The following is a 24,422-nucleotide window of genomic DNA, read 5'->3' on the forward strand; positions in this document are numbered from 1 at the left end:
GGCTTCAACCGCCGAGCCATGACGGCAGTGGATGGTCGGCGTAGAACGCCCGCAGCCTCGTGACGGCGGGACCGTCCGCGCGGACGGCGTCGTCCTCGTCCCGGAAACCGAGCCAGCGCAGCGCGTTGTGGCCGAGGAAGTCGTCGCGCGCGCGGGCGCCGAACGCGCTCTCGACCCCGTCGCGGAACCGGGTGAGCGCGTCGTGGTGCCCCGGGCCCAGCGTGTTCATCCAGTAGTCCGAACCGAACATGATCCGCCGGCGGCGCTTGCGGCCGGTCGGGTCCCCGCTGTCCGGACCGCCGAGCGCCCAGCCGAGGAACGCGTCGAACCGCCGCCGGTAGTCGTCGTCGTAGGCGTAGCGGGAGTTGCCGACGTCCGCGTACACGTGTGGATAGCTGTCGATCAGCCGCAGGAAGCGGGCCGGCCAGCTCGTCGCGGTGGGTTTTCCCGGATCGCCCACGCCCTGTAGATGTCCGAAGTGGCCGAAGCAGAGCCGCAGCTCGGGAAACTCGCTCAGCACGCCCGCCCACCCGGCCGGCGACGCCAGCTCGTCGTAGCCCTTGTCGAACCCGTTGCTGCGGGCGGCGTGCGTCAGGATCGGCACCTCTTCGGCGGAGCAGTACGCGTAGAGCGCGCGGAGGGCGGCGTCGAGCTTCAGCCCGACCCGCTCGCCGAAACGGGCCCCGTTTCCCAGCGGCAGGAAGCCGGACGGCGGGTACAGCTTGACGCCGGCGAAGCCGCCCAGCTCGACGGCGTGGCGGACGATGTCGATCGCGCGGGTCACGCCGTCCAGGTCGAGGCGGGCGGAGGACCAGGGCCCGGACGGCACGGTGAGCCGTCGCGCCCGCGCCCGCCGGTAGACGAGGCCGTCGTGGTAGCGGTCGCCGTCCGTCGCCATCGCCGGGTCGGCGTAGGGCACGTACCCGTTCGGTGCGCCGTCGAGGACGTCCCACGTCGCGAGCTCGGAGCACTCGATCTCGCGGTACGGGCAGAACGCCACCAGCGGGTGGATCCGCACCTCCGGCGCTCCCGGGATGCCGCCGGCGACCGAAAGCTTGGACACCAGAGAGTGGATCGTCACCTGATTCGCGACCGGTGTGGAGGGCCGGTCCCGGGCGGTGCGGTCGAAGTCGACGAGGGCGGGCACGAAGAGGCGGGCGCTCGGGTAGGTCGCGGCGACCTCGGCGGCGACGAGGTAGCGGTGCCGGGTGACCAGGCGCAGCGCGGCGACATAGCGGTGGACGGCGTCCTTGACCGACCGGGCCAGCCCGAAGAGGTCGGAGATGCCCTCGAGCCCCTCGTCACCCGGGGCGGGCGGCGGCGCGACGCCCGCGGGTGCGTCGTCCGCGTCCTCCAGCCAGGCCCGCAGCTCGTCCAGCTGCTCCGGTGTCGCGCCGGCCAGCCGGTCCGCGAGCAGCGTCTCGGTATCGGCTGGGACTCCTTCCAGGACGCCGCCGGCGGGCTGTTCGGCGAGCGGCCACATCGACACCAGACGCGCGTCGAGCTCTTCGTCGGAGATGAGCTCCTGGCCGCTCTCCGCCTCCGGGACTTCCGCCAGGCCTTCGAGCCCGCCGGTCCGCGCGGCGATGAGGGCCGCCAGGCGCTCGGCCTCCTTGGAGCCCGGCGCGGCCCAGGCGGTGAGCCGGTCGAGCGGCAGCGAGAGGACGCCGGTGAGCACCGAGGGCAGCGGCGTGAGCCGCCGCTTGACGAACCCGTCGATCGGCAGGTCCTCGGCGTTGAATACGTGGCTGTGGCAGTCGACGACGACGGGTTCCACGGCTACCCCCGGCGGCGAGAAGTGGCAGGCACGAGCGTACGCGGGGTGTGGCTCGATGGTCACCGATTGTCACGAAAGAGACCGTCGCGCCGACTGGGCCGACCCTCGACATCACCCGCACGCCCTTCCTTCAGACCAACATTTCCCGGGTCCGCGTCACCTGCGGACCACCGCTCCCGCCGGAGACCGCGGCGGCCGGCGGCTCGCAGGGCGAGCCGAAATCCCCGACCTCCGCTGCCAGGCCCGCGCGACAAGCCCAGCGAGCTCACCACTCAGACCGACGGCCGGGATTCGGCTCGCCTGGCGAGCCGCCGGCCGCAAGCGGTGCCCGCCCGCCGGTCAGAGGCGGCGGATCTCGACGTTGGCGAACGCGACGCGGAACGGCGGCTCCTCGTCGCCCGCGTCGGGGAAGATGCCCAGCACGACCCGGCCCTGCGTGAAGGTGCTGTCCTCGACGGTGCCGACCCGCTCGCCGTCGCGTTCCACGGCGAGGGTCGTGCCGCGGGCCGAGACGCCGATCCGGGTGGCGGTGTCGAGCGGGATCGGCTCGGTGAGCCGCATGGTGTGCAGCACCGTAACGGTGGCGCCGTCCCCGACGCCGTGGGTGGCGAGCTCGATCTCGTCCGCGCAGACCCGCACCAGGTAGCCGGAGGTCGCGGCGAAGCGGAACCACATCGCGGCGCAGCTGCCCGGCGCCTGGAGCCGCACGTCGACCGCGGCGGCGACGTTCGTGTAGGCACCGGTCGGCCCCGGGCACCGGTACGGCCCGGTGTTCTCGCGGGTCACCACGAGCGCGCCGTCGAACGCGCAGGTCGTGCGCTGCTGCACGTCTTCGCGCGGCTGCCACAGCCCGGCTTTGGTCAGCGGGTCGCGGAGCAGCCGCGGCCCGGGCGAGGCCGACACCGAGGGCGTGGGCGTCGCCGAGGGTGTCGCGGCGGGCGAGCTGGCGGACGGGGTCGGGGTCGCCCCGGCGCTCTGCGACACGGCGGCGGACGGCGTCGGCAGCGCGCCGGTGTCGTCGCGGTCGGGCAGGGGCACCACGCCGGTCACGATGCCGGCGACGGTCAGCGACGTGACGAGCGCCGCCACCGCCAGCACCACGTTGGCGAACCTGCCCCCGCGCCCGCCGGCACGCGCCGGCGGTGCCGCCGACGGCGGTGGCGGAGCCGGTGCCGGCGGCGGTGGTGCCGGTGCCGGTGCCGGTGCCGGGAGCGAAGCCGCTGTGGGAGGCGGAGCCGGGGTGGAAAGCGGAGCCGGGGTGGCGCCCGGTGTGCCACCGGCCAACCGGGTGGTGTCGTGGCCCACCTGCGCCGCGGGCGCCTGCCCCGCGGGCGCTTGTGCCGTGGCCGCCTGCGCCTCGGCCGCGGCGGCGAGCAGTGCCGGCTGCTCGGCGAGCGCCGCCGCGACCGCCGGTGGGCGCTCGCCGCCGGGAGCCAGCAGCATGTCGAGCAGCTGGCGCGAGGTGGGCCGGGCGGCCGGGTCCTTGGCCAGCGCGCGCTCGACGAGGTCGCGCAGCGGCGGCACAAGCCCGGCCAGGTCGGGCGGCTGGGTGACGATGCGCGTGGCCACGATCGGCGGGGAATCCACGCCGAACGGTGGGCGGCCGGTGCCGGCGTACGCGAGCACCGCGCCCCACGCGAAGACGTCCGCGGCCGGGCTGACCAGCTTGGCCGCGTCCGGGCCGAAGCGTTCCGGCGCCATGTATCCGACGGTGCCCAGCAGCTGGTCGGTGCGGGTCTGCTGGCTGGTCGCCTCGACCGCCCGCGCGATGCCGAAGTCGATGACCTTCGGGCTACCCGGCGCGAGCAGGACGTTGCTGGGCTTGAGATCCCGGTGGATCACGCCGGCGCCGTGGATCGCGGTCAGCGCGGTCGCCGTGCCGATCGCCAGCGAATGCAGGTTGGCCGGGCTGAGCGGCCCCCGCTCGGTCACCACGTCGGCGAGGCTGGGACCGTCCACGTACTCCACGACGAGGTAGGGCGTCTCGTGGTCGGGATCGGCGTCGAGCACCTCCGCCGTGCAGAACGGCGGCACCTGCCGCGCCCGTTCGACCTCGCCACGAAACCGGCGGCGAAACTCGTCGTTGGCGGACACGTCGGCCCGGATCACCTTGACGGCGACCGGTTTGCCGGCGTCGAGGGCCAGGTAGACGGTGCCCATGCCGCCCTGGCCGAGCCGACCCACCAGCTCGTACCGGCCCAGCCGGCGCGGGTCGCCGGGGCGCAGGGGCGCCGCCTTTACGGTCATCCGCTCTTCACTCCGCTCACGTCGCCATCCCGCGGGACGGCCCCGATGCTACGGGCGGCGGCAAGGTCCACGGTGTCGCGTCCGGCGGCGCTCAGCGCGACCACCTCCACCGGATCGCCACCGCGCAGGAGTACATCCGGCTCGATGGCCTTGAGCTGCTCGGCGAGGTCGGCCTCCGGGTCGCGGCTGAACCGGGCGAGCACGGGCGCGCCGAGCCCGCGGGCGCGTACCGACTCCGCCAGGCCGGCCAGCTCGCCCATCGCGGTAGTCATCCCGAGCAGCTCCTCGGACAGCCCGCTGCCCACGTCGAGCGGCCGCGCCGGGTAGGGCACGAGGCGGCTGAGCACCACCTCGCCCGGCCCGTGTCCGCCGGCGGCCGCGCCCCGCTCGGCCAGGTCGGCGGCGAGGTCGACCAGCGCGGCGTCGGGCGGCGCGCCGTCGGGCAGCGAGACGAGCACGCGGTAGCCGGCCGGCGGTGCCTGCGGCCGTTGCGCGGCGAGCGCGTCCCGTTCGACCATCCGGCGCGGGTAGACGAGGTTGAGCAGCGGACCCGCCATGGCGGTGGTGACCAGCGCCATCACCACCATCATCGAGAACAGGCGTTCGTCGAGGATGCCGAGGTGCAGCCCGACCGTCAGGATGACGATCTCGGTGAGCCCGCGGGTGTTCATGAGGATGGCGAGCGCGCCGGCCGGCTGGTTGCCCACCCCGTTGAGCCGCGCGCCCGCGTACGCACCGGCGAACTTGCCGCCGATCGCCACCACGAGGATCGCGGCGAGCTCCAGCAGGCCGGCCCCGCCGAGGGTGGACAGGTCGACCCGCAGTCCGGACAGGACGAAGAACGCGGGCAGCAGCAGCAGGACGCTGACTTGTTCCAGCCGTTCGAGGATCTCCACGCGCAGCAGGTCCGCCCGGCGCGGCATGACGGCGCCGAAGAGGAACGCGCCGAAGATGGCGTGCAGGCCCATCCACTCGGTGGCCAGGCAGGAGAGCAGCAGGCCGACCAGCACCACGGCGAGCAGGTCGGGCGTGAGCCGCCCGGCACGCGCCCGCGCGGCGTCGAGGCGGGCCAGCAGCGGACGCACCACGAAGAACATCAGTAACGCGTACGGCACGCAGAGCAGCGGCAGCCACGGGTTGGCGGTGTCCGCGCCGGCGACGGCGACCACGACGGCGAGCAGCGACCACGCGGCGATGTCGTCGACGGCGGCGCTGGCGAGGGCGAGCCCGCCGACGGGTGTGCGCACCATGCCGCGGTCGGTGAGGATCCGGGCCAGGACCGGAAACGCGGTGACCGCCATCGCCGCGCCGATGAAGAGGGCGAACGGCACCGTGTCCGAGACGTCGTGGCGGCCGGCGAGCCAGAAGGCCAGGAGCACGCCCAGCCCGAGCGGCACCGCGATCGACCCGATCGACACCGAGGTGGCGATCCGGCCGCGGCCGCGCAACGAGGCGTGGTCGAGCTCGTAGCCGACGATGAACATGAACAGGACCAGGCCGAGGTTGGCCAGGCCGGACATCGCCGGAAGGATGTCGGCGGGCAGCAGCCAGCCGCTGACCGTGGTGCCGAAGAGCGTCGGTCCGATGAGGACACCGGCGAGCAGCTCGCCGATCACCGGCGGCTGGCCGACGAGCCGGGCCAGAGCGCCGAAGACCCGGGCCAGCACGATGATCGCCGCGACCGCCAGCAGGAAGTGGACGAGGGCGTGCCCGCTCACCCGGAACCCTCCAGGCGCTCGGCCACCGCCGCGGCGGTGGGGCGGTCGGCGCCGAGGCACTCGCGTACCAGGGTGGCGACCGGCTCCGGCAGGTCGTCGCTCAGCCGGGGCGGCGTCGACACCACGCGGCGCAGGACCAGCAGGCCGTCGTCCTGGGGCAGCGTGCCGTAGATGCCGGTGCCGCTCACCACCCGGTGCAGCAGCACACCCAGCGACCAGACGTCATGCTCCGGCCGGGGCCGCTCCCCCAGCAGCAGCGCCGGGTCGACGAACTCCACCGAGTCGAGCGGACCCATGCCGGTGATCGTGACGCCCTCGGCGAAGACGTGCGCGAGCCCGAGGTCGGACAGGCGCGCCCCGCCGCCGTGCAGGAGCACGTTGCCGGGCTTGACATCCCGGTGCACCACGCCGGCCCCGTGCAGGTCGGCGACGGCCCGCGCGGCGTGTGCCACCGCCCGCAGCGCACCGGCCCGGTCGAGCGGCGCGGCCGGCGCCGCCAGCGAGCCGCCCGGCAGGTACTCGGTCGAGTAGTAGAAGACCCCGTCCTGCTGGCCCGCGTCGTACGGCGCGACGAGGTACGCCGAGCGCACCGAGGCGAACGCCCGCAGCTCGCGGGTGGCCCGCCGGAACGCCACCTCCGTCGACTCGGCCGCGAGCACCTTGACCGCCACCTCGGCCGCCTCGACGGGCAGCCGGGCCGGCCGGTGGGCGAGGAAGTACTGGCCGTGGTTGCCCGAGCCCAGCGGCCGGATGAACTCGTAGTCGGCGATGCCGCGCATGTGTTCCCCTGTGGTGTTCATGGGTTTCGGTGCGATTCGTAGCGGAGCCAGCGCAGGCCGAACGCGACCCGCGTGCCGGGCGTGATCTCGGCCGGCACGCCCGGCTCCAGCCGGCGCGGGTGCGGGTCGCGGGGCGGTTCGAGGACCGTGCCGTTGGCCGATCCGAGGTCGACGACGCGGACGGTCCAGCCGGTGAGCGTGATCCGCAGGTGCTGCCGCGAAACGCCGCTCGCCGATCCGGTGACCCGCAGCGGCCGTGCCCCCCGGGCCACCGCCGGGTCGCGGTGTGGCTCGCGGCCCACCACGTAGTCGGCGTCCAGGCGAAACGTGGCGCCGTCGTCGAGCAGCAGCACGCCGAGCGGCGGGCGCGGCCCGAGGACCGTCACGTGGGTCAGCTGCGCCATCGAGATGCCGCACAGCTGGCAGTACGGAACGGCCGGGTCGTTGAAGTGGCCGTTGGCGCAGTGCACGCCCTCGACGAGGAGCTGGGTCGGCTCGTCCCGGGTGGCTATCACGGTGGGCGCGTCCGTGTACGCGGGCAGGAGCAGGACCGCCTCGAAGGGCGCGCTCCGGTCGGGCTGTCTCATATCAACCGTCCACCGTGGAAGCGCCAGCGCGGGAACGGGACCCGCATCGGCCCGTTCGCGACGAGCCAGACGGCCAGCCACACCGCGGCGAAGTGCACCGCGTACGCGGCGAGCGGCGGCGCGGTGTCCACTGTGGGCACCGCGCCGCGGTCGAGCAGCAGCCACAGCAGCACGCCCTCGGGTACCGCGGTCAGCAGCCCGAAGAGCGACGGCCAGTCCTTCTCCCACCGGAACTGCATGAGCAGGTGGTAGAGCAGCTCCCAGCCGACGCCGAGCACCGCCACGGCGGCGAGGACGGCGAACGTGGTGCGGTAGTGGGCACCGACGAGCGGCGTGACGACCGCGGTGACGGCCGAGCCCACCACCAGCAGGAGGATCAGCCGGGTCTGTATCCGGCCGAGCAGCACGGGCACCATCTCTCATCCCTCCCGGACCGGCCGGCCGAACGCCCAGCGCACCCACTGCGCGGTGGAGCGGACCGGGCCAATGCGGCGGCCGAACCCGCGCCGGGCCAGGTCGTCGGCGATCTCCTGGGCACCGATCTGGAGCCCGAGGAACGTGTCGACGCCGGGGAAGTATCCGCCGAGGGTGGCCGCCCCGGTGGCGTACAGGGCGCCGTCGCCGCTGGCCGTCCCCTTGACCTCGAAGTGCCGCTCGACCTCCAGCCGGCCGAGCGGGTTGCGGCCGGCGCCGCCGTTGGTCAGCAGGTCGGCGAGCACGCGGTGCTCGGCGATGTCGGCCTCCAGCCCGGTGCAGTCGATGATGTAGTCGGCGCCGACCTTCCGGGTGCCGGCCTCGCCGGCGACCAGGCTGACCAGGGTGCCGTCGGCGGCCGGCTCGACCCGCTCGACCGTGCCCTGGCTCGCCTCGTACCAGCCGCCTTCGCGGCCGGCGCGCATCTGCTGCTGCCACCGGCGGCGCTTGGGGGTGTTGGTGCCGCCCATCCGCTTGTACTCCGCGGCCCGCTCGGCGCCGTCGAGCCGCCGCATCTTCGCCTTCAGCTGGCCGCCCCACACCGACTTCGGGTAGTTGAAGCCCTGGTACGCCCAGCCGTCGCCGCCCTTGCGCCGCGACCACAGGTGCGGGCCGTGCGCACCGGCGACGAAGGTGCGGAAGATGTGCACGATCTTCGTCTTGAGCCGGTACCGCTCGCGGTCGTCCATCAGCCGCTGCAACACCCGCGAGGCGACGATGCCGCCACCGCGTACCACCACCGTGCCGGGCCGGGTGCGCAGTGCCTCGTAGACGTGCTCGTGCGGCTCGTACGCGTTGACCACGCGGGTGAAGTCGCCGTACTTCTCCCGGAACTCCTGGAGGTCGGGGAGGAAGCGCAGCCCCGGGTACCCGACCGCCAGGTGCACGAACCGGGACCGGTAGACGACCCGGCGCGTCGGGCCGGCTTCGCGGGGCGGCGTCAACACCGTGAAGTACCCACCGCCGGCGCGCCGCCGCACCATCCGGGCCACACCCTTCACCAACATCTCCGGGTACCCGATGCGCGCCGACTCGCGGGCCATGCTCGCGAAGACCGCACCGACCCGCGGCGTCCAGTAGTCCGCGAAGATCGGCTCGCCGAGCACGTGCAGCAGCGGCCGCACGGTCTTCTCCCGCCACGCCTCACTCAACGCGTACGACGGGAAGCCCCAGATGTTGTCCGGCCGCGACGACGAGTCCGACCGGATGCGCTCCGGCCCGGGGATCTGTGAGACCCGCGTCAGGTACTCGTACGTCTGCCACGGATGGTCGATATTGGACAGTGCCCGGATGTCCGCGCTCGGCACGCCCGCGATCCGCAGGTAGTCGACGAGCACGAACGAGCCGATCCCCCCGCCCACCGTGACCAGCGGCACGTCGTGCACCGGGATGCCGGCCTCCGCCACCAGCTCGTCCGACCAGATTGCGTTATCCAGCAACGCTTGCGTGAGGTCACCCCGACCTCTCACATCTTGTTCCGGCATACCCCGTCCCCGTTCCGTCCGCCAGTGCCACGAGCCGCGCGTCGCAAGCGCCGCCAGTCTCGTCCGCCCGGGGTCAAGGCGGTGTGAAGTAGCTCGATCCCGCACAGTCATGCGCCCGACAGTGTCTAATGTTGCCGCTGTGATCGAGGAGGACAGGTGGGCGGTGGGCGCGGGCGGGGTGACCGGCGTTCGGGGTGACCACTGGCTGGACAGCCCGGCCGGGGACGCGATCGCCCGCGGCCTCGCGCGCAACCCCGCGGCGCCGCTCGACCTGCTGCTGCGCCTGCTCGACGCGCACCCCGACGCCGTTCCCGCGGCGTTCCGGCGGCGGGCCGACCTGCCGCCCGCGGTGGTGGAGGCGGCCGCGCGCCATCCGTCGGCGCGGGTGCGGGGGGCGATCGCGTCCAATGTGCACGTCGATCCGGCGGTGCGGCTCCGCCTGCTGGACGATCCTGAGCGTCGCGTCAGCGAGCTCGTCCGTGACGACCGCGTGCTGGTGCTGCCACACCGCGCGTTCCATCGGTGGGTCGACCGGCTGGTGTCGTTCCTGCGGCGCAACATGATCACGCTGGCCGAGCTGCGCGACGAGGTGTTCGAGATGGGGGCCAAGGACGCGCGTGCGGTGCCGGCGCTCGCCGCGCACCCGGAGCCGCTCGTCCGGGCCGCCGCCGTCGAGCTGCTCGACCGGTCCGACGGCGAGTCCGCGAGGTTGCGCCAGGCCCTGTCGCGCGACCCGGCGCCGGAGGTGCGGGCGGCGGTGGCCCGGCTCGACGCGGAGCGGGAGCGGGTGCACGAGGTGGCGGACATCCCGCGCAACGGTCATTTCTTCCGCGCGATGGTCTACCGGCGGCGGCTGTCGCCGGCGCTCGTCGCGCACGTGCTGGCCACCGACCCGGGCGACCTGATGGGCGGCGTGTCGGCGATGGCGGACAACCCGCACCTGCCGCCGGAGACGGTCGAGGAACTGTTCGCCCACCCGGCGGCGGACGTCCGCGCCGGCCTCGCCCGGCGCACCGACCTGACCCGGTCGCAGCTGGCGCGCCTGGCCGCCGACCCCGACGTGTCCGTGCGGACCGCGGTCTCCACGCATCCCGCGTTGAGCGAGGACGAGCGGGCCCGGATCGACATCGACGTCACCACCGCGTCGGAAGGCGAGCCGGATCCCCTGGCGTGGCCGCTGGCGGAGTCGGTGCGGCTGGCCGCGTCGGTCAACCCGCTGCTGCGCCGCCGGGCCGCGGTCGACCCTCGCCTCCCGGCCGAGGTCGTCGCCGCGCTGGCCGACGACCCAGACCTCGGTGTGCGGGCCCTGCTCGCGCAGCACCACCCGGCCGCGCCGCCGGAGCTGCTGCTGCGGGTGTTCCGCGAGTACCGCGAACCGGGCAGGTTTCGGCTGCCGTTGCTGCCGGGGTTCCCGACCGGCGGGCTGGCCGCGCTGGCCGGCGACGACGATCCGGCGGTGCGGCGGCTCGCCGCCCGCGACCCGCTCGCCGATCCGGCGCTGGTCGACCGGCTCACCGGTGACCCCGACGCCGGGGTGCGCAGGGCGATGGCGGCGTGCCCGCGACTGCCCGCCGACCGGATCCTGGCGCTGCTCGACGACGCCGAGCTGGCCGAGTACGCGGCGGCCAACCCGGCCCTGCCGGTCGACGTGATGTACGCGCGGCTCACCTCGTAGCGGCGTTGCTACGATACGCGCGCGCATCCGGCAACGAGCCCTCCTCCGCGGCGCCGCGGGTGCCCCGGCGGCGCCTACTCCGGGCCCGCCTGTGAGGAGACCAGATGACCGAGTACGTCGACATCCGCACCGCCGCCGGCGACGTCGTGCCGTTCGAGGTGGCCGACCCGGACGAGCCGGTGCCGGCCGGCCGCCGCGCGGACCGCTCCGACGAGCTGCTCGAGCAGGGCGTGGCCCGGCTCAAGGCGGTGGCGAGCAGCGTCACCGCCGGGCTCGCCGAGCTGGCGGAGCCGCCGGAGCGGGTCACCGTCGAGATCGGACTCAGCGTCACGGCCGAGGCGACCTTCGTCGTCGCCCGCGCCGCCTCGACCGCCCAGATCCGGGTGGTCGTCGAGTGGGGCCGATCGGACGCGCCGTCGTGATCCAGCTGCGCATGGGTGTCGCCGACGTGGCCCGCACCCGGTTCGGCTACTCGCCGCTCGGCGAGGTGGTGCAGAGCCTGTACCAGCTGTCGTCCCGGCGGGTCTCGCCGCTGCACCGGCCGTGGTGGGAGGCGACCCGCGGCGGCCTGCGGCCCGTCGACATGGAGCTGCTGGCCGCGGTGGTGCCGGCGCGCGCCTACGTCGCGGACTTCCTGTTCCGCGCGGCGAGCCAGGGCGCCGGCGTGGACGGGCAGCTGCGGCTGGTGGCCGAGTCCGACCCGGCCGCCGTCCGCCACGAGCTCGAAGCGGTGTGGCGGGGCCGGCCGATGCCCGAGCCGGCGCGGGCGTTGATCGGCGAGGGTGCGGCCGGCGCCCGGCGGCTGGCCGACGTGCTGTGGGGGTACTGGTCGGCGGCGATCGAGCCGCATTGGCGCCACCTCCACGCGGTGCTCCGCGACGACGTGGCCTACCGGGCGGGTCAGCTGACCGACGGCGGTGTCGACGCGCTGCTGTCCGGCCTGCACCCGGAGGTCAGCGTCCGCGAGGCGGTGCTCCGGATCGACAAGCCCCGCCACTCGGTCGACCACGACCTGGCCGGCGACGGGCTGATGCTGTTCCCGTCGGTGTTCGGCTGGCCCAACCTGATGGTCGACAAGGCTCCCGGCCGGCCCGCGACGCTCGTCTACGCGGCTCGCGGCGTCGGCACGCTGTGGGGGCGCGGTGAGCGGGAGGCCGGCGAGGCGCTGGGCGCGCTGCTCGGCCAGAGCCGCGCGGCGATCCTCGCGCACGTGGCGTCGCCGCGGTCGACCACGGAGATCGCCGGTGAGCTGGGCCAGAGCCCGCCGTCGGTGAGCTTCCACCTGTCGGTGCTGCGGCGCAGCGGCCTGGTGCGCTCGTGGCGGTCCGGGCGGCGGGTGCTCTACCAGCGCACCCAGCTCGCCGAGGGACTGCTCTCGGTCGCCGAGCGCGGGTGATTCCAGCACGGTCGAATCGTTGGTCCCGGAGGCGGCGCCTGGGCACGGTAAGTGCCATGCGAAACCCCACTCGTCGCAACCTCCTCCAGACCGCCGCTGCCGTCGGCGCCGTGGCCGCGCCGCTCGGCTGGGCCGGCGAACCCGCGTCGGCGGCATCCGGCCTCGTGACACCATTTCGGCTGTCGATATCCGACGCCGCCCTGCGCGACCTGCGGCGGCGGCTGGACGCGACCCGGTTTCCGGAGCCGGAGACCGACGTGTCGCAGGGCGCCCCGCTGCGGCGGGTCCGCGACCTCGTCGAGCACTGGCGCACCAGGTACGACTGGCGGCGGGTCGAGGCGCGGCTCAACGGATTCGGCCAGTTCCGCACCCAGATCGACGGGCTGGGCATCCACTTCCTCCACGTACGCTCCCGCCACCGCGACGCCCTCCCGCTGCTGCTGACCCACGGCTGGCCGGGGTCGGTGGTGGAGTTCCTCGACGTGATCGGCCCGCTGACCGACCCCACCGCGTTCGGTGGCAGCGCCGCTGACGCGTTCCACGTGGTGGTGCCGTCGATGCCCGGCTTCGGCTTCTCCGACAAGCCGGCCGCGCCCGGGTGGAACGTTCCACGTATCGCCGGCGCCTGGGGCCAGCTGATGGCCCGCCTCGGCTACCGCCGGTGGCTGGCACAGGGCGGCGACTTCGGCGGCTCGGTGACCCACGAAATGGCCAAGCAGGCGCCCGCCGGGCTGGCCGGCGTCCACCTCAATTTCTTCCCGGTCTTCTCGCCGCCGGTCAGCGACCCGCCAACCGCGGAGGAGCAGCAGGCGCTGGACAAGCTGCGGCGGTTCTTCGACGACGGCGCCGGGTTCGTCTACCAGCAGTCCACCCGCCCGCAGACCCTCGGCTACGGCCTGACCGACTCCCCCGCCGGCCAGGCCGCCTGGATCTTCGAGAAGTTCATGGCGTGGACCGACAGCGACGGCAACCCCGAGCAGGTGCTCGGCCTCGACCGGATGCTCGACGACATCATGCTGTACTGGCTGCCCGGCACCGCCGCCTCCGCCGCGCGCATCTACTGGGAGGACGCGCGCACCGCCGCCACCCCCGACGACTTCCGGGTGCCGGTCGGCTTCACCGTCTTCCCCCACGAGATCGTGCCCACCCCGAAAATCTGGGCCGAACGCATCTACAAGTCCCAGCTGATCTACTTCAACACCGTCGACCGGGGCGGCCACTTCGCCGCCTTCGAACAACCCGCCGTCTTCACCGACGAGGTGCGAAAGTTCGCCCGCCTGCTGCGGTGAGTAAAACGGTTGCGGGCGGTCCCGGCGTTCGGTGATCCTGCCCGCATGGACCTCGCGGACGCGGCGAAAGCCTGGCAGGACGACGGCTTCGTGATCCTGCCAGGCTTCGTCCCGGCCGGCGAGCTGGCGGCCGCGGTCGGCGAGCTCGACCTGCTCTTCCCCTCCGCCGAAGGCTTCCACGACGGCACCGACCCGCGACGCGAGCGCTTCCTCGGCGACGAGTTCGCCGGGATCGACACGTTTCCGTTCGCCAGCACCGAGGTCAGCCTGCTGGCCGTCCACCACCGCATCCTGGCGCTGGCCGAGGCGCTGCTGGGCGGCGGCGACATCCTGCTCCAGTCGGCCGAGGCGTGGGCCAAGTTCACCGGCGCCTGCGACTACGACCAGGACCTGCACCGCGACTACCTCAACCACACCATCCTCGTGCCGAGCACGACGCCGGGCTGCCAGCAGGTGGAGATGTTCGTCTTCCTCCACGACGTGCCCGAGGAGCTCGGCCCGCCGCACCTCGTCTCCCGCCGGCACACCGCCGACCTGCCGGCCGTGCCCAACTGGTATCTGCGCCCGGGCCGGGAGAGCGACTGGCGCTTCGACGACGACAGCGGCAGCCCGCGGCTCTACCGCGCGGAGGTCTCCGGCGCCGGGCCCGCCGGCACGGTCATCGCCTTCGAGCCGGGCACCTTCCACCGCGGCACCCAGCTGACCGCACCCCGCGGCGCCCGATACAGCATGCAGGTCGGCTTCCGCCCGGCGAGCGTCCATTGGGGACAGCGGGTCGCCTGGGCGGCACGGAGCTTCACCAGCGAGTGGTCCGCGTTCGTCGGCCGGGCCAGCCAGCGCCAGCTGGAGGTGTTGGGCTTTCCGCCCCCAGGGCATCCATATTGGACACCGCAGACCCTGGCCGGCGTGGCCCTGCGCTATCCCGACCTCGACCTCACACCGTGGCGCGCCTAGCCGTCCATCGCCGTGACATTTGCCCATGTCCGTGTCAGCGGTAGATCGTATGCTCCCGCGGGCACCGCTCCCGGCCGGCGGCTCGCAGACCGAGCCGAAACCCCCGGCCGTCCACTGCCGGGTCCGCGGTGCAAGCCCACGGGCTCCGGCTTCGGTTGCTGGTGCGGTCAGTGCGGCGCCTCCGGCGGGGCCTCGGGCTTCGCACGCTGGCTGCGGCTTCGGGGGTTGACCCGGCCGCGAAACACAAATGACCGGCGGATCGCCGGGCCCACCTTCCCACTGTTTGGGGATATGGCTCAGCATGTGGGCGGCGTCATGATCGTTAGCCCGATACGGCTGTGACACGCCGACGACCACGCCCCTCTCGGGCTAACGATCATCGAGGGCGGTGGACGCCAGGGCTTGCGGAGCCTTGCTCGCCGGGCCGTCTTGTAGATCGTGGTCATCTGGACCCCCTCCAGGGGGTCTAAACGACCACGATCACCAGGACTTCCCCACCCTCGCCGCCGACCAAGGCCTTGCGACACCACTCTGGACACCCAACCCGGGCCCGCACACAGGCACCCAGACCGCCCTTCCGCGAGGGCACGAATGGGCGACCGCGGGCTTGCGGCGCGGACCTGGCAGTGCGGGTCGGGGATCTCGGCGAGCGCTGCGAGCCGCCGACCCGCGCGTTCTCCGGCGGGAGCGGCGGTCCGCAGCTGACACGGCCCGGGAAATCTGTTTCGAAGGAGCGCTACTTCACTTGGCCGGCCAGTCGGCGTACTTGATGTCGCCGTGCCGCGCGCCCTCGGTGACCGGCACCAGGGACTCCTCGAGGACCTCGGCGCCGAAGTAGTGCGCGTGCGGGTCGGTGACCACCTCGCGCGGGTCGCCCAGCCTGGCCAGGGCGTCGCGGAAGAAGTCGTCCATCCGGACGCGTTCGGGGCCACCCACCTCGACGTGGCCGTTCAACGGCGTGCCCACCGCGACCCGGGCGACCGCCTCGGCGACGTCGTCGCCCGCGATCGGCTGGAAGGCCACCGGCGGGATGACGACCTTGCCGTCCTGGGTGGCCTCGTCGGCGATCCGGCGGACGAACTCGAAGAACTGCGTCGCGTGCACGATCGAGTAGGGCACCCCTGAGTCCTCGATCAGCTTCTCCTGGGCGACCTTCGCCCGGAAGTAGTCGTTGCCCGGTTTCCGGCCCGTGCCTACCACCGAAAGGGCGACGTGGTGGCCGACGCCCGCCACCTTTTCCGCGGCGAGCAGGTTGCCGGTGGAGGTCTCGAAGAACCGCAACACCTCGGCGGCCTCGAACGACGGCGAGTTGGACACGTCGACCACCACCGACGCGCCCGCCAGCGCCTCGGGCAGGCCCGCGCCGGTGAGGGTGTCGACGCCGGTGTTGGGCGACGCCGCCACCGCCTCGTGGCCCTGCTCGGTGAGCTTCGTCACGAGCTTGGACCCGATGAGGCCGGTTCCGCCGATTACCACGATTTTCATGAGTTGCCCTTTCCCTGTGCGCTCTGGTCACCAGCTAAGACAGGGCGGGCCACCGGTCTGTGACAGCCCCGGCGAAGTCATCTCCCGAAGGCGCTGGCCGGTCCCCCCGTGCGGACCGGCCAGCGTGCGTGCCCCCGGTGGTCAGGCGTCGTTGCGGATCCACCTGCGCGGCTTCGACCCCGGCGGCACGGCGATGAGCCCCGACGAGGCGGTGCGCGGCTTCCTGGAGGCGCTGGAGGTGCCGGCGGCGCGGATACCCGTCACCCTGGCCGCGCAGGCCGGCTTGTACCGCAGCCTGCTGGCCGACCGCCGGGCGCTGGTGGTCCTCGACAACGCCCGCGACCCGGAGCAGGTGCGCCCCCTGCTGCCGGCCGCACGCGGCTGCGCCGTGGTGGTGACCAGCCGCGACCAGCTGACCGGCCTGGTGAGCGTCGACGGCGCCCACCCGATCGCGCTGGAGGTGATGAACACCGCCGAGTCGCGGCAGGTGCTCGCCCGGCGCATCGACGGCGCCGGCTGGCCGCCGAGCCGGACGCGGTCGAGCCGATCGTCCGGGCCTGCGCCGGCCTGCCGCTCGCACTGTCCATCGTGGCCGCCCGCGCCGCGACCCGCACGCGGCTCACGCTCGCCTCGCTCGCGGCCGAGCTGCACGACGCCCGCGACCGCCTGGACGCGCTGGCCGGCAGCGACCCGGCGGCGGACGTCCGCGCGCTGTTCTCCTGGTCCTACCGGGCGCTGGACACCGGGACGGCCCGACTCTTCCGCCTGCTCGGCTCCGCCGCCGGCCGGCGTAGCGCCCGAGCCGCTGACCGACTACGCCGGGGCGATGGCGTGGTGCGCGGCGGAGCGGGCCACCCTCGTCGCGCTCATCTGCCAGCCGCACCACGAAGACCGGTACCGGTGGCGGCTGGCCTGGACCATCGCCAACTTCCTCGACCGCCGGGGGCTCTGGCACGACCTCGCCGCGGGCGACCTCGGCGCCGCGCGCGACAGCATGCGCGGCGCGGTCGACATCCTCGACGAGCTCGGCCACCCGGACGCCGACGTGGCGCGCGGGAGGCTGCGCGAGCTGCTCTGAAATTTTGAGCTACCGCGATGTCCGTCGTGGTCCAGACCGTCGCTCCCGCGGCCTCACCCGTCCGCTGTTGGTCACGCTCACCAATGATCGTTAGCCCGGAACCCGTGTGACACGCGGGCGCGAACGCGGGTTTTGGGCTAACGATCACCGACGCGCCGTGGACACCGGGCTTGGCGCGGACGGGGGCATACCGGCAGCTTGACAGCCGCCTTCCGGAAAGCCAGCATGGGAGCGCTTCCATAAATCGTTCTCTATGCATGAGGGGCCCCATGAAGCGTTCTGCCGCACTCCTCCTCGCCGGCGCGGTAGCCGCCGGCCTCACCGCGGCGGTGTTGCCGCAAGCCATCGCCACGGCAGCGGCGGGCTGCCGGGTCGACTACACGATCGTGAGCCAGTGGCAGGGCGGCTTCCAGGGCGACGTGAAGATCACCAACCTGGGCGACCCGATCAGCGGGTGGTCGCTCGGGTTCGACTTCGCCAACGCGGGCCAGCGGGTGACGCAGGGCTGGAACGCCACCTGGACGCAGTCCGGCACCCGGGTCACCGCCGCCAGCTACGGCTGGAACGGGTCGCTCGCCACCAACGCCGCGACGAGCATCGGCTTCACCGGCTCGTGGTCGGGCGCCAACCCGGTGCCGGGCAGCTTCTCGCTCAACGGGACCACCTGCACCGGCACGGTCGGCCCGACGACCGGCGCACCGACCACGCGGCCGCCGACGACCGGCCCGACCACGCCACCGCCGCCGACCGGGACCACGCCGGTCGCGATCAACGGCCAGCTGCGGGTGTGCGGCGTCAACCTGTGCAACCAGTACAACCGGCCGATCCAGCTGCGCGGCATGAGCACGCACGGCATCCAGTGGTTCGGTAGCTGCTACAACAACGCCTCGCTGGACGCGCTGGCCAACGACTGGAAGGCCGACCTCTTCCGGGTCTCCATGTACGTGCAGGAGCAGGGCTACGAGACCAACCCCACCGCGTTCACCAACCAGGTGAACAACCTCGTCGACATGGCCACCGCCCGCGGGCTGTACGTGCTGATCGACTTCCACATCCTCACGCCGGGCGACCCCAACATCAACCTCCAGCACGCGCGGACGTTCTTCGCGAACGTGTCGGCCCGCCACGCCAACAAGAACAACGTCATCTACGAGATCGCCAACGAGCCCAACGGGGTGAGCTGGTCGTCCATCAAGAGCTACGCCGAGCAGGTCATCCCGGTGATCCGCGGCAACGACCCGGACGGCCCCGTCGTCGTCGGCACCCGCGGCTGGTCCTCGCTCGGCGTCTCCGAGGGCGGCAACGAGAACGAGGTCGTCAACAACCCGGTCAACGCGCAGAACGTGATGTACGCCTTCCACTTCTACGCCGCCTCGCACCAGGGCCCGTACCGTGACGCGGTGACCCGCGCGGCGAGCCGCATCCCGCTGTTCGTGACGGAGTTCGGCACGGTCGACTACACCGGCAGCGGCCCGTTCGACCAGGCGAGCAGCACCACCTGGCTCAACCTGCTCGACTCGCTGAAGATCAGCTACGCGAACTGGACCTTCTCCGACCACACCGAGAGCAGCGCGGCGCTGCTGCCCGGCACGTGCAACGGCGGCAACTACAGCGGCAACGGCGTGCTCAAGGCGTCCGGCCAGTTCATCCGCGGCCGCATCATGACCCCGGACAACTTCCCCACCAGCTGAACACCGCCCCTCCGCGAGGGCGCTCCACGAACGTGGGGCGCCCTGTCGCGCGGCTGTCGCGGGGTGAAGCGAGCGTGAAAGCGATCTGAAAGAGCGCGCCACGATGATGGTCGCGGATCCCTGCGCCAGTCACTTCAGACCGAGGAGGCACCCTTGCGGGCCAGAATGACAGCGATCCTGTCCGCCCTGGCGACGACCGTCGCGATGGCGGTGTCCGGCACGCCGGCCGTGGCCGCGCCGGCCACCGAGTACGTCGCCAAGCTCCGGGTGGGCGGCGGTAGCAACACCGAGTTCTTCCGGATCCACCTCGTCGACGCCAACGACATCACGGCCGCGTTCGCGAGCCTCAACAACCAGAGCAACCAGTTTCCGAACGGCCTCATCGTGCGCACCGGGCCGGAGTACAACATCGGGTACAGCTGGCACCTCGACCCGAACGACGTGGAGTTCGTCGACTTCAGCATCGAGGTCTGCGACGGGCTGCCGTCCGATGTGGAGAGTGGCACGCTCACCAGCGACCGCTACTGTCCGTGGTCCGCGCGGGTGGTCAAGATGACCCCGCTGCCCTAGGGAGCTGGCGGCGGCCGTGCCGAGCGAACCCGGCACGGCCGCCGTGACAGCCGGTCAGCTCAGCGGCTCGATCCAGATGTTGCGGTACTGCACGGGGTTTCCGTGGTCCTGGAGGCGGATGGATCCGGTCGCCGGTCCTTCGGGGATGCTACCGCCGGTCGGGCCGGTGATGGCGACGTCGTCGTGCACGCGCACCCCGTTCCAGACCAGGGTCACGCGGGCGTTCTCCGTCTTGTTGCCGGCGCTGTCGTAGCGGGCGGCGCGGTACTCGATGTCGTAGCTCTGCCAGGTCTCCGGCGCGGTCGCGGCGTTGACGTCCGGCGGTTTCTGGAGGTAGATGGCGCCCGCCTCGTTGTTGTCGCGGGTCGGGTCGCCGTACGAGTCGAGGATCTGGATCTCGTACCGTTCCTGGAGGTAGACGCCGCTGTTGCCGCGGTTCTGCCCGGTGACCTCCGGCGGGAGCAGCGGCACCTTGAACTCGACGTGCAGCCGGAAGTCGCCGAAGGCCTGCTTGGTGCGCAGATCGCCGTTGCGGACCTCCATCGCACCGCCCTCGACCCGGGCCCACGACGCCATCCGCCCGTCGGTGTGCTGCCACTCGGACAGGTCGCCGCCGGCGAAGAGCACGAGCCGCTCGCTCGGCTTGCGCACCGAGATCAGGTCGAGGTTGACGTGGCCGGTGTCGGTGGCGTCGACCCGGTACTGGATCGCGTTGACGCCCCGGCGCAGCGTGAGCCGCTCGGTCTTGGTCGCCCACTCCTCCCACGTCACCGTGGACGGCAGCAGGGTCTGCTTGACCTTGCGGCCGTTGACGTACACGCTCACGCTCTTCTCCCCCGAGAACGGGTTCGGCCCGTTGCTGTAGCGCAGCCCCACCTCGTACTCGCCGGCCTCGCTCACCTCGGTGTGGATGGTGGTGGAGGCGTTCAGGTTGCCGTACCCGGCGACGAAGCCGACGCCCGAGTAGCCGCGGTGGTCGGTGGCGAGGCTGGCGCCGCCCTCGCGGTTGCTCTCCTCGGCCTCGTAGAAGACCTGGTCCGGCTGCGGGCCGGGGATGTTGTTGAGGGTGTACCAGGCCTCGGTGTTCCACAGCTCGTCACCGTTGGCGGCGGTGAACGGGCGCGGCGAGCGCAGGTGGACGACGCGGTCGCGCTTGAGGCCGTCGACCGTCAGCGTGACCGTCTTGCGGTCCTGCGAAACGCGCACCCCGGTGACCGCGAGCGTCTCCTCGTCGACCTTCGGGCCGCCGTACTGCGGCGTCGGCGCGTACCGCCACTGCGAGAGCCGGTAGCCCTGCGCGATGTTCTGGATGGTGGCGGTGGAGAGCGGCCGGGTGTACTCGATCTTGAACCCGTCCCGGGTGGCGCTCATCGACTTCATGTCGAAGGCGTTGGTGCCGTTGGGAGTCAGCTTCTGGAGGCCGTGGCGGAGCTTGCCGGCCTGGCCCCAGTTGCCGTCCGAGCCCAGGCCGCCGACGTAGATGGCGCCGTCGGGGCCGATGGTGACCCGGTTGACGCCGGCCTCCAGGCCCTGCGTGTGGCGGAAGACCGCGCCCTGGTACTCGCCGTGCACCTTCTCCAGGTAGGCGCGCTGCAAGCCGCCGTAGGTCACGTCGCCGATGAGCATCTGCCCGCGGAACGGTCCCTTCTTGAGCAGCACCGGCGTGCTCGGCGAGTTGGCGATGTCGTTCTGCGGCAGCCACAGCACCGGCTTGGTGACCGGGTTGGCGTCGAACGGCCCGTCCGGGTTGGTGTAGTGGTTGAAGAAGCGGTCCTGCTGGATGTGCACGAGCTTCGACGAGGGCAGCCAGCCGCCCTGGTTGTCGGTGACGAAGAGCTCGCCGTCCGGGCCCCACCCGAGGCCGTTGGGCGTGCGCAGGCCGCCGGCCACGTACGTCACCTTGCCGGTGCGCTTGTTGACCACGATGCTGGTGCCCCGGTTCTTCGCCGGCTGGGGGTCGGTCGTGGCGCCGCCGAGGTTGATCGAGACCGACAGGTTGAGGTAGAAGTTGCCTCCCTTGTAGAGCATGCCGAAGGCGAACTCGTGGAAGTTGCCGCCGAACGGCCACGTCGCCACCGTGCGGTGCTCGTCGGCGACCTCGTCACCGTTGGTGTCGCGCAGCTCGGTCAGCTCGTGCTTCTGCGAGACGTAGATGGTGCCGTCGACGACGGCGAGGCCCATCGGCTCCTTGAGGCCGCCGGCGACCTTCTTGTACGTGACCTGGCCGGCGCTGGTCTGCCCGGTCACGTTGTCCACTATGTACACCTCGCCGAGCAGCTTGTCGCTGCCGCCCCAGGTGGCGATGACCAGCCGGCCGTCGGCGGTCCAGTCCATCGCGGACACCTGAGGCTCGAAGCCGGCGGGGCGCAGGTCGGTGAGCGTGTAGTCGGGGTGCACCGAGTCGAGCGGGAGGCCGTCTCCCGGCGCGTCGTCGACCCCCTGGCACGCCTTGTAGCCGGGCGCGGTCACCCGCACGACGCCGGCGTCGGTGCTCAGCACGGAGGTGGGCACGACGGCGAACCCGGTGGCGCCCGGCGGTTGCCACGACAGGGTGAGCTGCTGGCCCCCGCCCGCCTCGAAGTGCTCGACGCGCAGGGCGTGATAACCCTGGGTCAGCGTGATCGTGGCGTCCTTCGACGTCGCACCGTGCAGGCCGTCGTGGTCGATCACCAGTGCGTCGTCCAGGTACAGCCGGGAGCCGTCGTCGCTGGTCAGCCGGAACGTGTAGGCGCCGTCGGCGGGGATGTTGACGTTGCCGACGACGTGGGTGAGGAAGTTGTCCTCGAAACCGAAGTCGGCCGCACTGGTCCAGTCGACGACCGGCATCAGCTTGTCGACGTTGGGGGTCTGTCCGGGCTTGAGCGTGCAGATGGTGGAGAGCGGCACCCGTACGTCATACGTACGCAAAGTGACGCCCGGCTCCTGGGGTGGCAGATCCGCGGCCCGGGCGGCGTCCGGCGCGATGCCGGCGGCGGTGAGTGGGCCGAGGAGCGCGAAGCCGAGGAGCGCGGCCAGGCGTCTCACTCTCGCGGGGCGGGGCATTCGGTGGCTCATCGGGAGTGTGCCTCCTTGGACGGTGCTCGGTGGGAGCCGCCGTCGAGCCCCGCGCCGAGGGTGCCAGCCCGGTAGCGGAGAGTGAACCTCGATCGTGGCGGCAGTGGACATCATCGGCCACATTTTTCGACACCGCCAGATCTTTAGAGCGATAATCTCAAACTTTTATCCGTACAGATAAAAGTCGCTACCGATGCCGTCAGGCCAGGAAGTCCAGTGCGGCGTCGCGGTAGCGCTCGACCTTGTGCGGGGCGAGCACGCCGATCCCGTAGTTGGTGTACGGCACCTCGCGATACCCGGGGACGCGGGTCGCGGAGCCGTAGGGCGCGCCGAAGTCGCCCAACGGGTTGTCCGCCCACACCACGTTGGTATGCACGGGATGGTGGCCGTCGTCGAAAACGGGCGGGAGCGGCTCGAAGCCGGCCTGCACGCAGGGGCGCGCGTTGAGCGCGTTCGCCTCGCCGATGACCAGCGCGTCCCGCCCGTGGCGGTCGACGATCAGCGCGTTGGCCAAGAGCATGAGCACCGACGCCACGCTCAGGTCGACGATCGGCTGGAGCTGCTTGCGGTCGATGATGGTGTAGGTGGGTTCCAGCCCCCACGGCCAGACCGCCATGACGAACACGCACATCAGCCGCCCGTCCGGGCCGTTCATCCCGAAGACGTAGTTGCCGCCGGTCGAATACCCGTGGCCGTGCGCCATGTCGCGCGCGGTCCCGGCGTCCAGGTAGAAGAAGTGGGTCAGCAGCCGCACGAACATCGGCACGTCGACGCCGCCGAAACCCCAGTCGCCGAACGGGTCGTTGCACACCAGGCGCAGACCGTGCCCGCGGGCCCGCTCCAGCCGCGCGTGGGCGCGCTCGTGAAAGACGGGTTCCAGTTCCCGCTGGTACATCCGGGCCTGCTGGATCTGCTGGAACACCTCGTCGCGGATCTCCCGTGGCGGCAGCCGGTCCGGCGTGTTCCGGGCGATCCAGAGGCAGGTGAGGCCGCGCCCGTCGACGACCGCGGGCGCCTGGCTGACCTCGATCGCCGTGTCGAACGCCAGCCGGTCGGCCAGCTCCCGCGCGGGCACCGCGCTGTCGACGAGGCCGCGCAGCGACCACCTGCTGCCGCCCGCGCGCCGCGTGTACTCGTCGAGCTCCGCGCAGGCGCGCAGATAACCCTCCACCGTGACCGGCCCGGTCAGGTAGGAGCGGACCCGTCCCATCGCGTCGATGCCCTGGTGGCGCACGTAGCGAAGGGTAGGCGGGCGGGCCTGTCACCACCCTTTCGCCGACCTGTCACACAATGTGCCGGTGACCCGCGTCCGCCTGCTCACCGTCAACGCGCTCATCCGCGGGCACGTCCGGCCCCGGCTGCGCGCGCTCGGCGCGATCCTCGAAGAGTCGGCCTACGACATCGTGTGCCTCCAGGAGGTGCTGCACCCCGGCAGCGTGCGGCTGCTGCGCCGGCTCACGCCCGCCTTCGGCCACGGCTACGCGAGCGGCTTCCCGTTGCTCCACGGTGGACTGTTGCTGCTCTCCCGCTGGCCGCTCGTGCGCCGGCGCTTCGTCCGGTACCCGATGGGCGGCCCGCCGCGCCCGGAGCTGCTGATGCGCAAGGGCGCGCAGGTCGCGGTCGTGGACACCCCGGGCGGCACGCTCGCGGTGGTCAACACCCACCTGTCCGCCAACCGCGACGGCGACTGGGCGCCGGACAACCGGTACACGCGGATCGCTCGTCGCGAGATGGACGCGCTGGCCGGACTTGTCGCGGCGCTTGACCCGGATCTGCCGGTGGTCGTGGCCGGCGACTTCAACGTGCCGCGCGACTCGCCGGTCTTCACCGCCTTCGCCGCGGCGGCCGGCCTGCGCGACGTGCTCGCCGGTGACACGGCGCCCACCTACCGGCCCACAGCACGGTTTCCGGCGCCGCCGGCGCTCGACCAGGTGCTGGTCCGGTCCACACCGGACCGGTCGCTGGACGCGCGGGCGCGGCTCGTCTTCCAGGACGCGGTGGCACTGCCCGGCGGGCGCACGGCGTACCTGTCCGACCACTACGGCATCGAGGCCGACCTGACGATTGCGTGATCTAGCAAGGAAAGTTGTCGATCACGTCGCGGAGGCAGACAGTCACTCCTTCCTGTGCTTGGATCGGTCGGTGTTACGGGGGAGGTGAGTTC

General features: G+C 72.5%; 19 protein-coding genes. 9 read left to right on the forward strand and 10 right to left on the reverse strand.

The window, feature by feature from the left end:
* Positions 1-4 precede the first annotated feature (4 nt).
* The 7 genes from ACTMTJ_RS27025 to ACTMTJ_RS27055 form a co-directional block, all read right to left on the reverse strand.
* The gene (locus ACTMTJ_RS27025; protein ID WP_441220714.1) at positions 5-1,840 is read right to left on the reverse strand and encodes an amidohydrolase family protein; all 1,836 of its coding nucleotides are present in this window, start codon (positions 1,838-1,840) and stop codon (positions 5-7) included.
* Between the two features lie 276 nt (positions 1,841-2,116).
* Positions 2,117-4,024, reverse strand: a complete 1,908-nt coding sequence (locus ACTMTJ_RS27030) for a protein kinase domain-containing protein (RefSeq protein WP_441220716.1) — start codon at positions 4,022-4,024, stop codon at positions 2,117-2,119.
* On the reverse strand, positions 4,021-5,742 hold the full coding sequence (locus ACTMTJ_RS27035; RefSeq protein ID WP_441220718.1) for a cation:proton antiporter: 1,722 nt from the start codon (positions 5,740-5,742) through the stop codon (positions 4,021-4,023). Before ACTMTJ_RS27035 ends, ACTMTJ_RS27030 begins: the two co-directional genes overlap by 4 nt.
* Entirely contained in the window at positions 5,739-6,542 is an 804-nt protein-coding gene (locus ACTMTJ_RS27040) for a protein kinase domain-containing protein (protein WP_441220720.1), read from the reverse strand. Before ACTMTJ_RS27040 ends, ACTMTJ_RS27035 begins: the two co-directional genes overlap by 4 nt.
* A complete protein-coding gene (locus ACTMTJ_RS27045) occupies positions 6,539-7,108 on the reverse strand; it encodes an FHA domain-containing protein (RefSeq protein ID WP_441220722.1) in 570 nt (189 codons plus the stop codon). Before ACTMTJ_RS27045 ends, ACTMTJ_RS27040 begins: the two co-directional genes overlap by 4 nt.
* Positions 7,105-7,524, reverse strand: a complete 420-nt coding sequence (locus tag ACTMTJ_RS27050; RefSeq protein WP_441220724.1) for a hypothetical protein — start codon at positions 7,522-7,524, stop codon at positions 7,105-7,107. The genes ACTMTJ_RS27045 and ACTMTJ_RS27050 overlap by 4 nt, the downstream gene beginning before the upstream one ends.
* 3 nt (positions 7,525-7,527) lie before the next feature.
* Positions 7,528-9,021 (reverse strand): hypothetical protein, encoded by a 1,494-nt coding sequence (locus ACTMTJ_RS27055; protein WP_441220726.1) that lies wholly within the window; start codon positions 9,019-9,021, stop codon positions 7,528-7,530.
* A 184-nt stretch (positions 9,022-9,205) separates the two neighbouring features.
* Here ACTMTJ_RS27055 and ACTMTJ_RS27060 point away from each other — a divergent pair, with 184 nt between their 5' ends.
* The 5 genes from ACTMTJ_RS27060 (at position 9,206) to ACTMTJ_RS27080 (ending at position 14,380) form a co-directional block, all read left to right on the forward strand.
* Entirely contained in the window at positions 9,206-10,741 is a 1,536-nt protein-coding gene (locus ACTMTJ_RS27060) for a hypothetical protein (protein ID WP_441220728.1), read from the forward strand.
* A 104-nt stretch (positions 10,742-10,845) separates the two neighbouring features.
* On the forward strand, positions 10,846-11,163 hold the full coding sequence (locus tag ACTMTJ_RS27065) for a CU044_2847 family protein (RefSeq protein WP_441220731.1): 318 nt from the start codon (positions 10,846-10,848) through the stop codon (positions 11,161-11,163).
* Positions 11,136-12,137 carry a DUF5937 family protein gene (locus ACTMTJ_RS27070; protein ID WP_441220733.1) on the forward strand — a complete coding sequence of 334 codons (1,002 nt, stop codon included), beginning with the start codon at positions 11,136-11,138 and terminating at the stop codon, positions 12,135-12,137. The genes ACTMTJ_RS27065 and ACTMTJ_RS27070 overlap by 28 nt, the downstream gene beginning before the upstream one ends.
* 56 nt (positions 12,138-12,193) lie before the next feature.
* Positions 12,194-13,426 (forward strand): epoxide hydrolase family protein, encoded by a 1,233-nt coding sequence (locus ACTMTJ_RS27075; RefSeq protein WP_441220735.1) that lies wholly within the window; start codon positions 12,194-12,196, stop codon positions 13,424-13,426.
* A gap of 45 nt (positions 13,427-13,471) precedes the next feature.
* Positions 13,472-14,380, forward strand: coding sequence for a phytanoyl-CoA dioxygenase family protein (locus tag ACTMTJ_RS27080; protein ID WP_441220737.1), 909 nt, complete (start codon positions 13,472-13,474; stop codon positions 14,378-14,380).
* Between the two features lie 741 nt (positions 14,381-15,121).
* Here the strand turns inward: ACTMTJ_RS27080 and ACTMTJ_RS27085 are convergent.
* Positions 15,122-15,865 carry an SDR family oxidoreductase gene (locus ACTMTJ_RS27085; RefSeq protein ID WP_441220739.1) on the reverse strand — a complete coding sequence of 248 codons (744 nt, stop codon included), beginning with the start codon at positions 15,863-15,865 and terminating at the stop codon, positions 15,122-15,124.
* 124 nt (positions 15,866-15,989) lie between these two features.
* Between ACTMTJ_RS27085 and ACTMTJ_RS27090 the strand changes: the two genes are divergently transcribed.
* The 3 genes from ACTMTJ_RS27090 (at position 15,990) to ACTMTJ_RS27100 (ending at position 19,204) form a co-directional block, all read left to right on the forward strand.
* On the forward strand, positions 15,990-16,943 hold the full coding sequence (locus tag ACTMTJ_RS27090; RefSeq protein ID WP_441220741.1) for a hypothetical protein: 954 nt from the start codon (positions 15,990-15,992) through the stop codon (positions 16,941-16,943).
* Positions 16,944-17,212: 269 nt separating this feature from the next.
* The gene (locus ACTMTJ_RS27095) at positions 17,213-18,634 is read left to right on the forward strand and encodes a cellulase family glycosylhydrolase (protein ID WP_441220743.1); all 1,422 of its coding nucleotides are present in this window, start codon (positions 17,213-17,215) and stop codon (positions 18,632-18,634) included.
* Between the two features lie 153 nt (positions 18,635-18,787).
* Entirely contained in the window at positions 18,788-19,204 is a 417-nt protein-coding gene (locus ACTMTJ_RS27100) for a BP74-related protein (protein ID WP_441220745.1), read from the forward strand.
* 54 nt (positions 19,205-19,258) lie between these two features.
* Here the strand turns inward: ACTMTJ_RS27100 and ACTMTJ_RS27105 are convergent, their stop codons facing one another.
* Both ACTMTJ_RS27105 and ACTMTJ_RS27110 read right to left on the reverse strand, forming a co-directional pair.
* Positions 19,259-22,258, reverse strand: a complete 3,000-nt coding sequence (locus ACTMTJ_RS27105) for a family 16 glycoside hydrolase (protein ID WP_441220747.1) — start codon at positions 22,256-22,258, stop codon at positions 19,259-19,261.
* 199 nt (positions 22,259-22,457) lie between these two features.
* Positions 22,458-23,492: a hypothetical protein gene (locus ACTMTJ_RS27110; RefSeq protein ID WP_441220749.1), complete on the reverse strand. Its 1,035-nt coding sequence runs from the start codon at positions 23,490-23,492 to the stop codon at positions 22,458-22,460.
* A gap of 64 nt (positions 23,493-23,556) precedes the next feature.
* Here ACTMTJ_RS27110 and ACTMTJ_RS27115 point away from each other — a divergent pair, with 64 nt between their 5' ends.
* Positions 23,557-24,330 carry an endonuclease/exonuclease/phosphatase family protein gene (locus tag ACTMTJ_RS27115; protein ID WP_441220751.1) on the forward strand — a complete coding sequence of 258 codons (774 nt, stop codon included), beginning with the start codon at positions 23,557-23,559 and terminating at the stop codon, positions 24,328-24,330.
* Positions 24,331-24,422: the final 92 nt, after the last annotated feature.

It is taken from the genome of Phytohabitans sp. LJ34 (genome assembly GCF_052068095.1).
GTDB lineage: Bacteria > Actinomycetota > Actinomycetes > Mycobacteriales > Micromonosporaceae > Phytohabitans.